At 68.5% G+C, this 15,756-nt stretch carries 17 protein-coding genes and 1 pseudogene; 10 read left to right on the top strand and 8 right to left on the bottom strand.

The annotated features are described in order from the left end of the window. The first annotated feature begins 41 nt into the window (after nucleotides 1-41). From ABD693_RS00900 to ABD693_RS00890, 3 genes are read left to right on the top strand one after another with little or no spacing between them, the layout of a single operon-like run. On the top strand, nucleotides 42-1,634 hold the full coding sequence (locus tag ABD693_RS00900) for a phytoene desaturase family protein (RefSeq protein WP_344695071.1): 1,593 nt from the start codon (nucleotides 42-44) through the stop codon (nucleotides 1,632-1,634). Further along, nucleotides 1,631-2,785, top strand: a complete 1,155-nt coding sequence (locus tag ABD693_RS00895) for a CaiB/BaiF CoA transferase family protein (protein ID WP_344695070.1) — start codon at nucleotides 1,631-1,633, stop codon at nucleotides 2,783-2,785. The genes ABD693_RS00900 and ABD693_RS00895 overlap by 4 nt, the downstream gene beginning before the upstream one ends. A gap of 44 nt (nucleotides 2,786-2,829) precedes the next feature. Next, nucleotides 2,830-3,777 (top strand): aldo/keto reductase family protein, encoded by a 948-nt coding sequence (locus tag ABD693_RS00890; protein WP_344695069.1) that lies wholly within the window; start codon nucleotides 2,830-2,832, stop codon nucleotides 3,775-3,777. 120 nt (nucleotides 3,778-3,897) lie between these two features. Here the strand turns inward: ABD693_RS00890 and ABD693_RS00885 are convergent, their stop codons facing one another. Both ABD693_RS00885 and ABD693_RS00880 read right to left on the bottom strand, forming a co-directional pair. After that, a complete protein-coding gene (locus ABD693_RS00885) occupies nucleotides 3,898-4,632 on the bottom strand; it encodes a hypothetical protein (protein ID WP_344695068.1) in 735 nt (244 codons plus the stop codon). Then, entirely contained in the window at nucleotides 4,629-5,837 is a 1,209-nt protein-coding gene (locus ABD693_RS00880; protein ID WP_344695067.1) for a toxic anion resistance protein, read from the bottom strand. The genes ABD693_RS00885 and ABD693_RS00880 overlap by 4 nt, the downstream gene beginning before the upstream one ends. Before the next feature lie 202 nt (nucleotides 5,838-6,039). Here ABD693_RS00880 and ABD693_RS00875 point away from each other — a divergent pair, with 202 nt between their 5' ends. The 3 genes from ABD693_RS00875 to ABD693_RS00865 are packed head-to-tail and all read left to right on the top strand — an operon-like array spanning nucleotide 6,040 to nucleotide 8,233. After that, nucleotides 6,040-7,371 carry a pilus assembly protein TadG-related protein gene (locus tag ABD693_RS00875; RefSeq protein WP_344695066.1) on the top strand — a complete coding sequence of 444 codons (1,332 nt, stop codon included), beginning with the start codon at nucleotides 6,040-6,042 and terminating at the stop codon, nucleotides 7,369-7,371. Beyond that, nucleotides 7,368-7,832, top strand: a complete 465-nt coding sequence (locus ABD693_RS00870; protein ID WP_344695065.1) for a TadE/TadG family type IV pilus assembly protein — start codon at nucleotides 7,368-7,370, stop codon at nucleotides 7,830-7,832. The genes ABD693_RS00875 and ABD693_RS00870 overlap by 4 nt, the downstream gene beginning before the upstream one ends. Further along, nucleotides 7,829-8,233 carry a TadE/TadG family type IV pilus assembly protein gene (locus ABD693_RS00865; protein ID WP_344695064.1) on the top strand — a complete coding sequence of 135 codons (405 nt, stop codon included), beginning with the start codon at nucleotides 7,829-7,831 and terminating at the stop codon, nucleotides 8,231-8,233. Before ABD693_RS00870 ends, ABD693_RS00865 begins: the two co-directional genes overlap by 4 nt. Before the next feature lie 4 nt (nucleotides 8,234-8,237). Here the strand turns inward: ABD693_RS00865 and ABD693_RS00860 are convergent, their stop codons facing one another. Continuing rightward, complete coding sequence (locus ABD693_RS00860; RefSeq protein ID WP_344695063.1) at nucleotides 8,238-8,996, bottom strand: enoyl-CoA hydratase-related protein; 759 nt, start codon at nucleotides 8,994-8,996, stop codon at nucleotides 8,238-8,240. Between the two features lie 63 nt (nucleotides 8,997-9,059). On the opposite strand from ABD693_RS00860, the gene fsa reads away from it, so the two are divergent. Genes fsa through ABD693_RS00845 form a run of 3 tightly spaced genes read left to right on the top strand, consistent with a single transcriptional unit; the run spans nucleotide 9,060 to nucleotide 11,223 of the window. Continuing rightward, nucleotides 9,060-9,713, top strand: coding sequence for a fructose-6-phosphate aldolase (gene fsa, locus ABD693_RS00855; RefSeq protein WP_344695062.1), 654 nt, complete (start codon nucleotides 9,060-9,062; stop codon nucleotides 9,711-9,713). Nucleotides 9,714-9,763: 50 nt separating this feature from the next. Continuing rightward, on the top strand, nucleotides 9,764-10,321 hold the full coding sequence (locus ABD693_RS00850) for a DUF484 family protein (RefSeq protein ID WP_344695061.1): 558 nt from the start codon (nucleotides 9,764-9,766) through the stop codon (nucleotides 10,319-10,321). Further along, on the top strand, nucleotides 10,303-11,223 hold the full coding sequence (locus tag ABD693_RS00845) for a tyrosine recombinase XerC (RefSeq protein WP_344695060.1): 921 nt from the start codon (nucleotides 10,303-10,305) through the stop codon (nucleotides 11,221-11,223). Before ABD693_RS00850 ends, ABD693_RS00845 begins: the two co-directional genes overlap by 19 nt. Before the next feature lie 162 nt (nucleotides 11,224-11,385). On the opposite strand, the gene ABD693_RS00840 is transcribed toward ABD693_RS00845, so the two are convergent. The 5 genes and pseudogenes from ABD693_RS00840 to rsmI form a co-directional block, all read right to left on the bottom strand. Further along, the gene (locus ABD693_RS00840; RefSeq protein WP_344695059.1) at nucleotides 11,386-11,985 is read right to left on the bottom strand and encodes a DedA family protein; all 600 of its coding nucleotides are present in this window, start codon (nucleotides 11,983-11,985) and stop codon (nucleotides 11,386-11,388) included. Beyond that, nucleotides 11,978-12,928: a glutathione synthase gene (gene gshB / locus ABD693_RS00835; RefSeq protein WP_344695057.1), complete on the bottom strand. Its 951-nt coding sequence runs from the start codon at nucleotides 12,926-12,928 to the stop codon at nucleotides 11,978-11,980. Before gshB ends, ABD693_RS00840 begins: the two co-directional genes overlap by 8 nt. Before the next feature lie 52 nt (nucleotides 12,929-12,980). Further along, nucleotides 12,981-13,325, bottom strand: a pseudogene (locus ABD693_RS00830) (YraN family protein); the annotation flags it as partial. 1 nt (nucleotide 13,326) lies between these two features. Then, nucleotides 13,327-13,761 carry a hypothetical protein gene (locus tag ABD693_RS00825; protein WP_344695056.1) on the bottom strand — a complete coding sequence of 145 codons (435 nt, stop codon included), beginning with the start codon at nucleotides 13,759-13,761 and terminating at the stop codon, nucleotides 13,327-13,329. Beyond that, entirely contained in the window at nucleotides 13,758-14,594 is an 837-nt protein-coding gene (rsmI, locus tag ABD693_RS00820; RefSeq protein WP_344697547.1) for a 16S rRNA (cytidine(1402)-2'-O)-methyltransferase, read from the bottom strand. Before rsmI ends, ABD693_RS00825 begins: the two co-directional genes overlap by 4 nt. Here rsmI and ABD693_RS00815 point away from each other — a divergent pair. After that, nucleotides 14,593-15,723 carry a penicillin-binding protein activator gene (locus tag ABD693_RS00815; RefSeq protein WP_344695054.1) on the top strand — a complete coding sequence of 377 codons (1,131 nt, stop codon included), beginning with the start codon at nucleotides 14,593-14,595 and terminating at the stop codon, nucleotides 15,721-15,723. The genes rsmI and ABD693_RS00815 overlap by 2 nt on opposite strands. Nucleotides 15,724-15,756: the final 33 nt, after the last annotated feature.

The raw sequence follows: 15,756 nt of genomic DNA, 5'->3' as shown, positions 1-15,756 counted from the left end.
GGTGTCTCGACTTCGCTCGACACGAACGGCTACGTGAGCCCGTGCCCTACGACGCGATCATCATCGGCGCCGGCCATAACGGTCTGGTCTGCAGCTTCTACCTCGCCAGGAAAGGCCTCAAGGTCGCGCTTCTCGAGGCGCAGGCCACAGTCGGCGGCGCCGCTGTCACCGACGAATTCCTGCCCGGCTTCCGCAACAGCGCGGCGAGCTACACCGTCTCGCTCCTCCAGCCCAAGGTCATCCGCGACCTCGAGCTCGAGCGGCACGGCCTGCAGGTCGTCCTGCGCAAGACCGACAACTTTCTCCCCGGTGCGGAGAAGGGCGACTATCTTCTCGGCGGGCGCGGCGGGCTGACCCGCGCCGAGATCGTCCGCCATCACGCCGCCGACGGCCCCGCCTACGACCGCTACATGGCCGAGCTCGAAACGGTCGTCCCGCTCCTCCAGAAGTGGTTGCTGAAAGCTCCGCCCGAAGCCGGCGCAGGACTTGCCGGCCTTCCCAACATCCTCCGCCTCGGCCGCGATCTCGTCGGCCTCTCCACCGACGAGATCCGCATCGTCCACGACTATGCGACCAAGTCGGCGGGCGACATCCTCGACCGTCATTTCACCGGCGATTTCGCCAAGGCTCTGTTCGGCTTCGACGGCGTCGTCGGCAATTTCGCCTCACCCTACACACCGGGCACGGCCTACGTCCTGCTCCACCATCTGTTCGGGGAAGCGGCCGGCGTTCCCGGTGCCTGGGGACACGCCATCGGCGGGATGGGCGCGATCACCCAGGCGATGGCCAAGGCCGCGCGCGAGGTCGGGGTCGACATCGTCCTCAACGCACCCGTCGAGGAAGTCATCGTCGAGAATGGCAGGGCCGTCGGCGTCGTCGCGCAAGGCAAGGCGTGGCGCGCGCCCCAAATCGTCGCCGGCGTCAATCCGCGCCTCCTGTTCGACAAGCTCGTGCCCGAAGGCGCCGTCTTCGAACCCGTCCACCGCCACATGACGCACTGGTCGTGCGAAAGCGCGACCTTCCGAATGAATGTCGCGCTGTCCGAGCTGCCAAGCTTCACGGCGCTGCCGGGCAAGGGCGATCACCTCACCGGCGGGATCATCATCGCGCCCAGCCTCGACTACATGGATCGCGCCTTTGTCGAGGCCAAGCGCGAGGGCTGGTCGCGGCATCCGATCATCGAGCTCCTCATTCCCTCGACCCTCGACAAGTCGCTCGCGCCAAAGGGCAAGCATGTCGCCAGCCTCTTCTGCCAGCATTTCCGCTACCAGCTTCCGGGCGGGCGCAGCTGGGACAAGGCACGCGACAAGGTGGCCGACCACATCATCGCGACCGTCGACAGCTACGCGCCCGGCTTCGCGGCCAGCGTAATCGGTCGCCAGATTCATTCGCCGCTCGACTTGGAGCGCCGCTTCGGCCTCGTCGGCGGCGACATCTTCCACGGCAAGATGGGGCTCGACCAATTGTTCAGCGCGCGGCCGATGATCGGCGCCGCCGACTATCGCATGCCCTTGCCCGGCCTCTACCTTTGCGGGTCGGGCGCGCATCCCGGTGGCGGGGTCACCGGCGCCCCGGGCCATAATGCGGCCCGGGCCGTGCTTGCCGACCGCCGCCCGTGGAAGCGCCGCGCATGAAGCCGCTCGAAGGCATCCGCGTCCTCGATCTCAGCCGCGTGCTGGCCGGACCCTGGTGCACCCAGCTCCTTGCCGACCTCGGCGCCGACGTCATCAAGATCGAGCGTCCGGGGGTCGGCGACGACACCCGCCACTGGGGCCCGCCGTGGTCGGGTGACGGCGACAGCCGCGTCGCCGCCTATTTCCTCGCCTGCAATCGCGGCAAGCGCAGCGCCGCGATCGATCTCGCCCGCGACGAGGGGGCGGCACAGGTCCGCGCGATCGCCGACAAGAGCGACATCGTGGTCGAGAACTTCAAGGTGGGCGCACTCCGCCGCTACGGCCTCGACTCCGCGACCCTTCGCGCCCGCAACCCTCGGCTGGTCTACGCCTCGATCACCGGCTTCGGCCAGGACGGCCCGCGCTCGGGGCAGGCGGGCTACGACTTCATGATCCAGGGGCAGGCCGGCCTGATGAGCATCACCGGCCTTCCCGACGAGGTCGAGAATGGCGGCCCGCTGCGCGCCGGCGTCGCGATCGTCGATCTCTTCACCGGCATGTATACCGCCAGCGCCATCCTCGCCGCGCTGGTCCGGCGGGGGACGACGGGGGAGGGGGCGGTGATCGACAGTGCCCTGTTCGATTGTGGCCTCGCGATGCTCGCCAACCAGGCATCCAACTATCTCGTCAGCGGCCACAGCCCCGGGCGACAGGGCAACAGCCACCCCAATCTCGTGCCCTATCAACCCTTCGTCTGCGCCGACAAAGCGCTGATCATCGCGGTCGGCAACGACCGTCAGTTCGCCGCGCTCGCCAGCCTGCTCGGGCATCCCGAGTGGGCGAGCGATCCCGCCTTCGCCACCAATGCCGCCCGGATCGCGAACCGCGCCGACCTCGTCGCGCGGATCGAGGCGATCACGCGGACCCGGCCGGCGGCGTACTGGTTCGAGGCATGCGAGCGGGCGGGGATTCCGGCCGGCCCGATCAACAGTATCGCGCAGGCGCTCGACGATCCTCAGGCGACCCACCGCGCGATGCTTCGCGAGATGGACGGCATGCGGCTTCTGGGTGGGCCCGTGCGGCTCGACGGGGAGCGGATGGACTCGACCCGCCCGCCGCCGCGGCTGGGCCAGCACACCGCCGAAATATTGGCGGAACTCGGCGCTTCCTGAACCCTTTTGCCTTTATCGAATTTCATCGAAAAGGCCCTTTACCAATGCGCACCCGTCAGCTCGGCAGCAGCGACCTCCACGTTTCCGAAATCTCGCTCGGCTCGTGGCTGACCTACGGGGTCGGGGTCGAGGCGGAGGCCGCGCGGCGCTGCCTCGACGCGGCCTTCGACGCGGGGATCAACTTCATCGACACCGCCAACGTCTATGGCGGCGGCGCGGCGGAAAGCTTCCTCGGCGAGGCGCTCGCCGACCGGCCACGTGACAGCTATGTGCTTGCGACCAAGCTGTTCTTCCCGATGTCCGACACCGACAAGGGGCTGTCGCGGGCGCAGGTGCTGAAGCAGATCGACGCGTCGCTGAGCCGCCTCAAGACGACCCACGTCGACCTCTACCAATGCCACCGCTACGACTTCGACACGCCGCTCGAAGAGACGATGGAGGCGCTGACCGAGGTCGTCCGGGCGGGCAAGGCACGCTACATCGGCTTTTCCGAATGGCCGGCCGACCGGATCAAGGCGGCGATCGAGATGGCGGGGGTCGAGAAGTTCGTCTCGAGCCAGCCGCAATATTCGCTGCTTCACCGCGATCCCGAGGACGAGGTCATCCCGCTGTGCGCCGCGAACGGGATCAGCCAGATCGTCTGGTCGCCGCTCGGCCAGGGCGTGCTGACCGGCAAGTACAAGCCGGGCGAGGCGCCGCCGGAAGGCAGCCGCGCCAAGAGCGACGAGATGGGCGGCTACATCAAGGGACTGATGACGCCGGCGATCCTGCAGGCGGTGCAGGACCTCAAGCCGCTCGCCGAGGAGGCGGGGCTCAGCCTGACCCAGTTCGCGCTCGCCTGGGTGCTGCGCGAGCCCAATGTCGCCTCGGCGATCATCGGGGCGAGCCGGCCCGAGCAGGTCCATGAAAATGCCGCGGCGTCGGACGCCAAGGTCGATCCCGAATTATTTGCGCGGGCCGAGAAGATCGTCGGCGAGGCGCGGGCGAAATAGGCGGATCTTCTCGATCATCACGCATATCGCGCATGGTGCGGGGGTGTTTAAGAGGTTGGAGAGAGCAGGGTTGCGAACCGTCCGGGTTAGTTTGACGACGCAAATCCTACATTGCAAGCCTCAGACCTCGTCGGTCTGCCCGTATTTGGTCTCGATGAAGCGGCCCTGCGTGGCGAAGGCGTCGAGGTCGCGCCGGGCGAGGCGCTCGTTGACCTCGCCCAATGCCGTCCGGCTGGCCTGGAGGCCCTCGATCAGGCGCTGGTCGACGGTCTTGCCCTCGCCGTCGACCTCGCTCCGATAGGCGGCGGGCACGTTGGCATAGCGTTCGATCAGGCCAGGGAGATGGACGCTCATCAACCGGCGGGCTTCCTGCGCGTCGGGATCGAGCGTGTCGGTCCGCTCGAGTGTCTGGCGAAGCGTGCCGAGCTGGCTGGTGATCCCGTCGACCACGGTCTGGGCGGGGGCGGGGAGCGCGCGGCGGGTGCGGTAGAGGAAGCTGTCGAAGCGCTGGACCATCTCGCCGTTGGGGACGTCGGTCGGCACGCTCGGGATCGACGGTTCGCCGCCGCCCGCGCTCCAGTAGTAGGTCGCGACCACCACTGCGGCCGCCAGCAGCAGCGCCGCGAGGAAGCCGAACATGCCGATCGGCATCACGAGGCCGACGCCGATGGTGATGGCAGCCACCGCGACCATCGCCACGACGACGTTCCGCGCGACCCGTCCGGCCTGCGCGGTCTTGCGCTGCCGCTCGCGCCGGGCCTGCTGGGCCACGGGGCCCTGCTTCTCGTCGATCACCGTCATGACCCGGTCGAACCGGGCCAGCGCCTTCGAGACCTTGTCGTTCGTCTCGGTCACTTCACGTCGAGCGGGGTAAAGGCCGGCGCCGCCTCGAGCTTGGCCTGGTTGGCACCCTCGGCGCGAGCGATGTAGCCGCGGCTCTTCTCGACCTCGTTCCCGAGCGTATTGACCGTCTGCTTCATGTTCTCGAGCGCCTTCAATTTGAAGCTGTCGATCGAGTCCATCGTGTCATAGATGTTCTGGAAGGCGCGCTGCAGCGTCTCGAGGGGAATCGTCGAGCTCGCCGCCTGCTCGTGGATCGCGGCCGACTGCGTCTTCAAGAGGGTGCCGGTCGAATCGATCATGTTGGCGGTGGTGGTGTTGAGTGCGCCGACCTGCTCGAGCACGAGCTTCTGGTTGGTCAGCGCCTGCGCGACCGTGACGGCGGTGCGGAGCGCCGCGACCGTGGTGGTCGAGGCGCGGTCGACACCCTTCACCAGCTCGACGTTGTTCTTCTTGACGATGTCGAGCGCGAGATAGCCCTGCACGGTGACCGCCATCTGGGTGAGGAGGTCGGTGGTGCGCTGGCGGGTGTAGAAGAGCGCGGTCTCGCGGATCGCCTTGGCCTTGGCCGGCTCGGTCGCGTCGAGTTCGGCGGCCTTCTCCTCGAGCTTGGCGTCGAGCGCCTTCGAGATGTGGATCATCTGCTCGAGCTTGTGCATCGTCTTCCACAGGTTCGACCGCTCGGTGTCGATCGCTGCATTGTCCATCAGCAGCTCGTCCTTGCCGCTCTGCAGGCGGGCGAGGATCGCGCTGATGTGGCTCTGCGCGCTCTGATACTGGCGGAAGTAGCCCTTCACCGACTTGCCGAAGGGGATGAGCCCGAACAGCTTGCGGCCCGGCGAGAGCGCGCCGTTGCGCTTGGGATCGAGCTCCTCGACCGTGGTGCGCAGCTGGGTGAGGTCGGCGCCGATGCCGGTGTCGCTGTCGATCGCCTTGACCGGACGGTCGAGAAAACGGTTCGACGCGCCGGCGGCCTCGGAAATCTCCTTGCGGCCCATGGCGGTGAGCTGGTCGACCTTCTTGCCGAATTCGGGGCTGTTGCTGTCGAGCGCCACAAGCTCGTCGACGAAGGTATCGACCTTGGTTTCGAGCTGGGTACGCTCGGCGTCCTTCAGCGGCACGAGCCCGGCGGCCTCCTGCGGCATGACCGGCTGCAGCACGTCGGGTGCCTCAAGCTTGAGCTTGGTCGCGGTCGTCGTCTCGGATGCAGTGGTCGCCATCGAAATCATTCCCCTTCTCGGTCGCCAACATGGCGGGGGTGCCATGAACGCGCAAGAAGCTGGGGTGTTTTATAGGAATAGCACAGTGGTGCTGCAAGCGGTGGGCGGCGTCAACACGGCGTTAACCCTGCTTCCAAGCAATTCGCTCACCTTGTTGGGGCTAGAGCCGGCTTCGAGAACATGATTTCGCGAGGCGTTTGAGATGCTGCGATTGCTGAAAAAGCTCCGGCGCAACGAGCGCGGCAACGTGCTGATCGTGGTTGCCGCGGCCATTCCCCTGCTGGTGGGCTCGGCCGGCCTGGCCGTGGACACCATCCAGTGGGCGCTGTGGAAGCGCCAGCTGCAGCGCGCCGCGGACTCGGCCGCAATGGCGGGCGTCTACACGCGCATCGCCGCCAATGGCGACGCGAGCGGCGTCAGTGCCGCCGTGACGCAGGACCTCGCGCTCAACCAGAAGACCGGCATCACGCTCAAGAACGCGGCCGAGATCGATACCAGCATGGCGGACACGTCGACCATGACCAACCAGGTTAAGGTAACCCTGGCGATCCAGAAGCCGCTGACCTTTAGCTCGGTCTACATGACCTTCACGCCGACGATCACCGCCACCTCGACGGCCGCGGGCGTGATCACCTCGGGCGGCGAATTCTGCGTCATCGGCCTCGACCGGCGGACGAGCATCACCGGCATCAACATCCAGGGCTCGACCACGCTCGACATGGGCAAGTGCTCGCTGATCGCCAATTCGGCCAACCCGACCGCGGCCGCGACCAACACCGGTGTCGGCTCGACCGTCATCGCCAAGCGGCTTGCCGCGGCGGGCGGCATCGCCAAGTCGGCCAAGTGGACCGTCGAGGGCTACGATCCCTACAGCCCGCCGATCGCGGATCCGTATGCGTCGGCGCCGATGCCATCGAGCTCGAGCCAGTGCACCAGGACCATCTCGATCCCGAAGCAGCAGAACCAGTATCCGCTCGACCGATCGACCATCGACAAAAAGGGCGACATCGTCTGCGTCACCGGCGGGATGGACATCGGCGGAAAACTGACCCTCGGTTCGGCAACCTACGTGCTGACCGACGGCGGCGACCTGAACATGAATTCCTCGGGGACCGAATTGAACTGCACGAGCTGCAGCTTCCTCCTGACGAATTTCAGCGACCCGACCGCTTCCGGCAACATCAAGCTGACCGGCGGCAAGATCAACGTTACCGCGCCAAGCGCCGATGGCGAGACCTACAAGGGCATTGCCTTCTACCAGGATCGCCGCGCGACCGACGGCAGCAATGCCAACTTCCAGAACCGCGTGACCGGCAACGACGGGTCGATGGTGACCGGCGCGATCTACACGCCGAACCGCTTCCTCCTCTATAACGGTGCGTCGAGCGTGACCTCGGGACCGGCCTGCGTGCAGATCATCGGCAAGCGCGTCGAGTTCAGCGGCAACAGCAAGATCAAGTTGAGCAGCGAATGCACCGGGTCGGGCCTGAACCCGATCGGCAGCAATGCCGTGAAGGTGAGGCTGGTCGCATGATCGGGCGCCTTCGCCACTTCCTCCGCGACGAGGGCGGTGCGGCGGTCGTCGAGCTGGCGCTGTGCACCACCATGTTCTCGGTGATGATCGCCGGCGTCGCGGACATGAGCAGTGCCTACAGCCGCAAGCTCGCGCTCGAGCAGGCGGTGCAGCGCGCGCTCGAGAAGCAGATGCAGACGACCGCGGACGACCTGCCCGAGGCGACGATCAAGTCCGAGGCGGTGCTCCAGGCCGGTGGCGGGCTGACCGAGGACCAGGTGACGGTGACGCGCACCCGCTATTGCAACGGGGTCGCGCAGAGCACCTACGCCGGCGGCTGCGGCACCCAGACCCGCACGCGCTACCTCAACGTCAAGGTCTACGACGACTATTCGCCGATCCTGCCGGCGATCAAGTTCGGCCCGGTGACGAGTGACGGCAAGTATCGCGTCGGCGCCGAAGCGGGAGTGCGGATCGAATGAACCTGCTTCGCAAGCTCCGGCGCGACGAGGGCGCGGCGACCGTGATCGAATTCGCGGTGGCGCTGCCGACGCTCGTCGTGATGCTGTTCATGATCTATCAGATGGGGCTGCTGTTCCGGGCCAATTCGGGTATCCAGCACGCGCTGGGCCAAGGGGCCCGGCAGGCGACGTTGTGGCCGACCCCGAGCACGACCACGATCAAGCAGAAGATGCAGGACAGCGTCTACGGCATCGGTCCGGGGACGTTCACGATCAGCGAGCCCGACGTCAAATATGACGACACGGCCAAGGCGACCTATTGGGACCTCACCGTGACCTATACGCAGGCCACCAGCCTGATCGTCTATCCGGGCCCCAACGTCACGATCACCAAGTCCAAGCGGGTCTGGGTCGCGAGCTGAGCGCCTAGCGGCCCCGCGCCGCGAAGAAGGCCATGATCTGTTGGCGGACCTCGTCGGAGGTCAGGCGCTCGGAGAAATGGCCGTTCTCCCAGTCCATCCGCTCGAGCACCTCGTCGTGCGCGGTACCGCGCAGCAGCCGCTGGGTGAGGCGAAGCGCCTGCGGGGGGCGGGCGAGGAGGGTCTGGACGACGGCGGCGAGCGTCTCGTCGAGGGTCTCGGCCGAGGCGCGGTGGGTGACGAGGCCGAAGCGCTCCGCTTCCTCGACCCCGAACGCCTCGCCCAGCAGCAGATATTTGGCCGCGAGCTGGCGGCCCGCCATGCGCGGGAGGATCAGCGAACTCGCCGCCTCGGGGACGAGGCCGAGCTCGGTGAAGGGCATCTTGAAACGGGTGCCGTCAGCGGCGACGACGAGGTCGCAGTGGAACAGCATGGTGGTGCCGATGCCGATGGCATTGCCGTGGACCGCCGCGACCAGCGGGACCCGGTTGGTCGCTAGCGCCTTCAGGAGCCGCCAGACCGGGATGTCGGTCTGCCCGTCCTGCGGCATCTCGGCCATGAAGTCGGCGAGGTCGTTGCCGCCGGTGAAATCGACGCCCGCGCCCTCAAGCGTGATGACGCGAATGCTCTCGTCGTCCTGCGCCGAGGCGACCGCATCGGCCATGGCGGCATACATGGCGACGGTGATCGCGTTGCGCCGCTCGGGCCGGTTGAGGAGGATCCGGAGCTGCGCGCCGCGGCGCTCGACGAGAACGTGGGTTGTCATGGACGCTGTTGTGCCGTGCCGCTAAGCGGAGGGCAACCGTAGCCCCAAGGACATGTGCACCCCATGAAGTTCTTCGCCGACACCGCCGACATCGCCGACATCCGCGAGCTGATGGACACGGGCCTCCTCGACGGGGTGACCACCAATCCGAGCCTGGTGAAGAAGTCGGGCGGCGATTTCATCGAGACCGTGACCGAAATCGCGAAGATCTGCCCGGGTCCGGTCTCGGCCGAGGTGGTCGCGCTCGACCATGCCGAGATGATGCGCGAGGCCGAGGTCCTGCGGAAGATCGCCGACAACATCACGATCAAGGTGCCGCTGACGCTCGACGGCCTCAAGACCTGCAAGGCGCTGACCAGCGACGGCACGATGGTCAACGTGACCCTGTGCTTCTCGGCCAACCAGGCGCTGCTCGCGGCCAAGGCGGGGGCGAGCTTCGTGTCGCCGTTCGTCGGCCGCCACGACGACGTCGGCTATCCGGGGATGGAACTGATCGCCGACATCCGGATGATCTACGACAATTACGACTTCGGCACCGAGATCCTGGTGGCGAGCGTCCGCAACCCGATCCACGTCCACGAGAGCGCCAAGCTCGGCGCCGACGTGATGACCGCGCCGCCGTCGGTCATCAAGCAGCTGTTCAACCACCCGCTGACCGACAAGGGCATCGCCGCCTTCCTCAAGGACTGGGAAGCGACCGGCCAGAAGATCGGCTGACGATCCGGAGGCCACTGGACGTTAACCCTTTGGCTTATACAATTGCTGGCATGGGACAGATCCTCTCCTTCGAGGACCATGCGCTGGCACGTTTGCGGGCGCGGGCCGAGGCCGCCGAGGAGGCGCGTGAAGACTTGCTCGCCTTCGCCCGCGGCCAGTCGGGGGCGGTCGCGGCGATCCACCGCGCGGTGCTCGCCGCGATGGAAGCGACCGACTTCGACCACCTCCTCCACATCGTTGTGCAGGAATGGCCGCTGATCCTCGGCCTCGACGCGGTCGCGCTGGGGCTGATCGTCGGGGAGCGCGGCTTCCGGATCGACAGTTCGGGCGTCCAGCATTGTGAGGCGGCGCTGCTCCGGCAGTGGATCGCGGGCGAGGAGCCGGTGGAATTGCGGACGGTCGAGCGGGGCCATGCGCTGTTCGGGCCGGCGTCGGACCTGATCGGGGCCGAGGCGCTGATCCGGATGCCCGACGCCATTCCCGAGGCGGTGCTGATGCTCGGCCAGCGCGGGAGCGAGCCGCTCGACGGGCGTCACGGCTCGGAACTGCTGCTGTTCCTCGGCGCGACGCTTGGCGCTATCCTGCGCCGGTGGACGCTCAACCCCTGACCGACGCGCGGGCGCTCGCCGCCCGCTTCGACCATCACCTGCGTCTCGAGCGGCGGAGCAGCCCGCATACGGCGCGCGCCTATGTCGCGACCGCGCACCGGTTGCTCGAATTCCTCGGCGTGCATCGCGGCGAGGTCGCCACCCCGGCCGCGCTGCTGACGCTTCCGGCGGTGGACCTGCGCGCCTTCCTCGCCCAGCGGCGCGGCGAGGGGCTGGGCCCGTCGGCCGCCGCGCGCGAAATGTCGGCGGTGCGCGCGTTCCTGAAGTTCGCCGCCGAGCAGCAGGGGGCGCCCCCGGCGCTGCCGCGCGTGCAGGCGCCGAAGCGCCCGCGTACCCTGCCACGCCCCGCCTCGCCCGAAGACGCGGTCGCGCTGGCCGAGGAGACGGGCGCGCTGGCGCACCAGCCGTGGATCGCGGCGCGCGACACGGCGCTCCTCCTGCTGCTCTACGGGTCGGGCCTGCGGATCAGCGAGGCGCTGGCGCTTGCCGCGAGCGCGCATCCGCTCGGGAGCACGGTCCGGGTGACCGGCAAGCGGGGTAAGACGCGGGTGGTGCCGGTGCTGCCGATGGTGGCGACGGCGGTGGCCGATTATGTCGCGCAATGTCCCTGGCCGCTGGACAAGCAGGAGCCCTTGTTCCGCGGCGCCCGGGGCGGGCCGCTCAGCGCCGACGTGGTCCGGCGGGCGGTGGCGGCGGCGCGGCGGACGCTCGGGCTCGACGACAAGCTGACGCCGCATGCGCTTCGCCACAGTTTCGCGACGCATCTCTTGGCGGGCGGAGCGGACTTGCGGACGCTGCAGGAACTGCTCGGCCATGCGAGCCTGTCCTCGACCCAGATCTACACCGCGGTCGATGCGGCGCACCTGCTCGACGTCTATCGGCATGCGCATCCGCGGGCGTGAGTTCGGGGGGCGGGGGACTGTCGAGGCGGTCGGCTTGGTGTGGGGATTAACCGCCGCCTCGACATGAAAGGGAGTGCGGCCCGGCCGCTTAACAAGGCGCTAAATAACTGAAATGGATAAAGATCGCCGCTGATTTGCGGTGACAATTATGCCCATCTCGGATCAGTTTGCCGGGCGAAACCGGATCACGCGCCACAGATAGCCGAGCACCATCGTCGCCAGGATCGCGTTGCTGATCGGCCCGATCCAGTCGTCGACCTCGTTGAAGCGCTCGCGCAGCATGAAGCCGGCATAGGCGAGCGCGGCGGTCCAGCCGGCGGTGCCGATGGTCGAGGCGATGAAGAAGGTCTTGAAGCGCATCTTGAGGAGCCCGGCCGGGACCGAGACAAGGCTCCGCACCGTCGGCAGCATCCGGCCGAGGAAGACGAAGAAGGTGCCGTTCGCACGGAACCAGCGCTCGGCGCGCTGCACTTCGGCCCAGTCCATGGTCAGCCAGCGACCGTAGCGGTCGATGAAGGGCTTCAACCGGATGATCCCGAGTGCGCGGGCGGCAAGATACCACACGATGTTCCCGAGCATCGCGCCGGCGGTGCCCGAGGCGATCGCCCAGCCGAGGCTCATCTGCCCCTTGGCCGCGGCGACGCCCGAGACGGACATGATCACTTCCGACGGGATCGGCGGGAAGATCGTCTCGAGGAACATGAGAAAGGCGACGCCGAGATAGCCCGACTGCTCGATCATCCGGACGACCCAGTCACCCACGTTGGCCGACCTTCTCGATGGCGTCCCAGATCAGGCCCGCGCTGTTGATGTCTTCGAACCTGTCGAGCGCGACGAGGCCGGTGGGTGAGGTGACGTTGATCTCGGTCAGCATGCCGCCGATGACGTCGATCCCGACGAACAGGAGGCCGCGGCGGCGAAGCTCTGGCCCGAGCGCGGCGCAGATCTCGCGCTCGCGCTCGCTGAGCGCGGTCTGGTGCGCCGAACCGCCGGCGGCGAGATTGGAGCGGATTTCGCCCTTGCCCGGCACGCGGTTGATTCCGCCGATCGGCTCGCCGTCGACGAGGATGATGCGCTTGTCCCCTTCGCTGACCGCCGGAAGGAAGGCCTGGGCAATGAACGGCTCGCGCCAGGTCTCCGAAAAGAGCTCGGCGAGCGCGCGCAGGTTGGAGCCGTCGCGGCCGATGCGGAACACCGCGGCGCCGGCGTTGCCGTGGAGCGGCTTCAAGACGATCTCGCCATGCTTCTCGTGGAAGGCGGTGAGCTCGGCCATGTCGCGGGTGATCAGCGTCGGCGGCATGAAGCGCGCGAAGTCGAGCACGAACATCTTCTCGGGCGCGCTGCGGACGTTGGCGGGGTCGTTGACCACCAGCGTCTTGCCTTCGAGCCGCTCGAGCAGGTGCGCGGCGGTGATGTAGGCGATGTCGAACGGCGGATCCTGCCGCATCAGGACGACGTCGATGTCGGCCTCGAGGTCGATCGGCGCCGGGTCCTGCGCCGAATAATGGTCGCCCTCGACCCGCTGCACGCGGATCTCGCGGGCGAGCGCCCGGAGCCGGCCGTCCTCGTAGGTCAGCTGGTCGGCGGCGTAATGGAACAGGCGGTGCCCGCGCGCCTGCGCTTCGAGCATCAGGGCGAAGGTCGAATCGCCCGCGATATTGATCTGTTCGAGCGGATCCATCTGGACCGCGACGGCGAGGGTCATGAAAGCTCCCGGGAATTCTGGTCAACGCCCTTAGTCGCCGCCTGCTCCGCTGTCATCCGTGCCACACGTCGACGAGATGGCGCGGCGCGCGCCACGGCACGATGAAGATGGCGTCGATCCGGACCGTCTCGGCGTCGCCCTGGAAGCGCGGCAGGAGCAGGGCGGCGGCATCGGCGACGCGGCGGAGGCGGTGGCGGTCGAGCGACCAGTCGGCGGCCTCGTCGGTCGCGCGGGCCTTGACCTCGACGAAGGCGAGAACCTTGCCCCGGCGCGCGACGAGGTCGACCTCGCCGACCTTGGTCTTCACGCGGGTGCCGAGGATCGACCAGCCCTTGAGGCGCAGAAAGGTCGCGGCGACCGCCTCGGCCTGACGACCGCGGCGCTCGGCCGTGGCCCGGTCAGCGCGCGACGGGGGTCTCCGGCTTGGGGCAGCGCAGGTAAAGCGTCGAGGGGCCGAGCGCGGGGACGATCCGCATCCGGTCCTCGGACAGGCGGACGAGCTTGCTGGCGACCGGTTCGCCGGCCTTTTCCTCGTCGCCGCCGCCTTCGGCATAAGCGGTCGGCTGCTGGACGAGCTGGCCGTTCCTGACCGCCCATTCGCCCATGGCTTCGCCATGGAGGTAATGGCCGTCGGACTGGAAGAAGAGCGCGGTGAAGGCGGCGCAGCCTTCCATCTGGTCGCCCTTGTCCTGGTCGGACACCCACAGGCCGCGTAGCCAGTCTTCGCTGGGCGCGACGGTGGCGACGCGGGTGGCGGCGGGGCGGGGCTTGGCCGGCGCCTTGCCATGGTGGGTCGGGGCGGCAGCGAGCATGAGAGCGGTAAGAATGATCATTTCGCGAGCTCTAACGCCCGATCGTAGACGAGTTTCCGTTTGATCCCAAGTTGAAGCGCCACTGTTGCCGCGGCGCGACTCGGGCTCTCGCCGGACTCGAGCGCCTGGCGGAGCGCCGCGTCCATTTCCTCGGGGCCGGGCGCGGCGGCAGCAGCCGGCGGGCCGACCACGACCACGATCTCGCCCTTGGGGGAAAGCGACGCGTAGCGCGCGGCGAGCTCGGCCAGCGTGCCGGTGACGCATTCCTCGTGAAGCTTGGTCAGTTCGCGCGCGACGGCGGCGTCGCGGGGACCGAGCTGGGCGGCGAGCGCGGCGAGGCTGGCGCCGAGGCGTGGGCCGCTTTCGTAGAAGATCAGGCTGGCGCGGATCGCGGCGATCTCGGCGATGGCGTCGGCGCGCGCCTTTTCCTTGGGCGGGAGGAAGCCGACGAACAGGAAGCGGTCGGTGGGCAGGCCCGCGAGCGTCAGCGCGGCGACCGCGGCGCAGGGGCCGGGAATGGTGAAGACCTCGTGGCCGGCGGCACGGGCCTCGCGGACGAGCTTGTAGCCGGGGTCGCTGATGAGCGGGGTCCCGGCATCGCTGACCAGCGCGATCGCCTCGGTGCCGAGGCGGGCGACCACGGCCTCGCGGTCGGCGGCGTCGCTATGGTCGTTGTAGGTCCGCATGGGCACGGCGGCGCCGGCATGCTGGAGGAGGCGGGCCGAGACGCGCTTGTCCTCGGCCAGCACCAGCGCGGCCCCGCGCAGGACCTCGGCGGCGCGCGGGCTCAGGTCCCCGAGATTGCCGATCGGGGTGGCGACGATGTAGAGGCCGGGTGGCGGGGGCGTGGACATGGACATGGGAAGCTCGAACGTCATGGCATTCTCGCTCGGGGCCGCACAAGGGCGGCGTTGGTTTGTTCTCGGGATCGCGGCGACGCTGCTTGCCTCCTGCGCGACCGGGCCACGGCCGGGACCAGGGCCGATCGATGGCGGGCGGACCAATCGTGTGGCGGTGCTGGTGCCATTGTCAGGACCCGATGCGGCCGTCGGCCGCGCACTTGGGCAGGCCGCGCGACTGGCGATGTTCGACACCGGCAGCAAGGCGTTCGAACTGACCGTCTACGATACCGGCGAGGCAGGCGCGGTCGCCGCGGCGAACCGCGCGCTTGGCGCGGGCAACGACCTCATCCTCGGGCCGCTTCGGGCCGACGACGTGCGCGCGGTGGCCCCGCTCACCCAGCGGGCGCGCGTGCCGGTGATCGCGTTCAGCAACGACGCCGATATTGCCGCCTCGGGCGTCTATGTGCTCGGGTTCACGCCGAGCCAGGCGGTGGCGCGGGTGGTCGGGCAGGCCGCCGCGACGGGTTCACGGCGATTCGCGGCGGTGGTGCCGGCCTCGACCTATGGCCAGCGTTCGGCCCGGGCGATGTCGGTGGCGGTGCAGCGTGCCGGCGGCCAGGTGGTCGGGGTCGAGACCTACGACCGGCCGGAGAATGCCAGGGCGGCGGCGCAGCGGCTCGCGAGCCGCGGCTATGATGCCGTGCTGCTGGCGGACAGCGGGCGGCCGGTAGCGCTCGCGGCGCAGGGCGTTCGGCCGGGGGCGCGGATCCTCGGGACCGAGCTGTGGGCCTCGGCCAATCTCGGCAGCGTGCCGCGGCTGCGGGGCGCCTGGTATGCCGCGCCGACGCAGGGACAGTGGGGGCAGTTCGTCGGGCGCTACAAGGCGCGCTATTCCGGCCAGACCCCGCCGCGGATCGCGAGCCTCGGCTATGACGCGGTGCTGCTGGGCGTGCGCGCGGCGCGCGGCTGGCAGCCGGGGCGGCGCTTCCCGCTTGGGGCGATCGACGACCGCGAAGGCTTTGCCGGGGTCGACGGCATCTTCCGCTTCGGCCCCGACAATGTCGCCGAGCGCGCCTTCGAGGTGCGCCAGGTGACCGCCGGCGGGTCCTCGCTCGTGAGCCCCGCGCCGACCAGGTTCTGAGTCTCCGCACCGGCGCAAAAAGCGCTGGAAATC

Origin of the sequence: Sphingomonas rosea, from assembly GCF_039538065.1 — a bacterium.
GTDB lineage: Bacteria > Pseudomonadota > Alphaproteobacteria > Sphingomonadales > Sphingomonadaceae > Sphingomicrobium > Sphingomicrobium rosea.
Note: the sequence above shows the minus strand (reverse complement) of the source record. Positions and strands in the feature narration are given on the sequence as shown.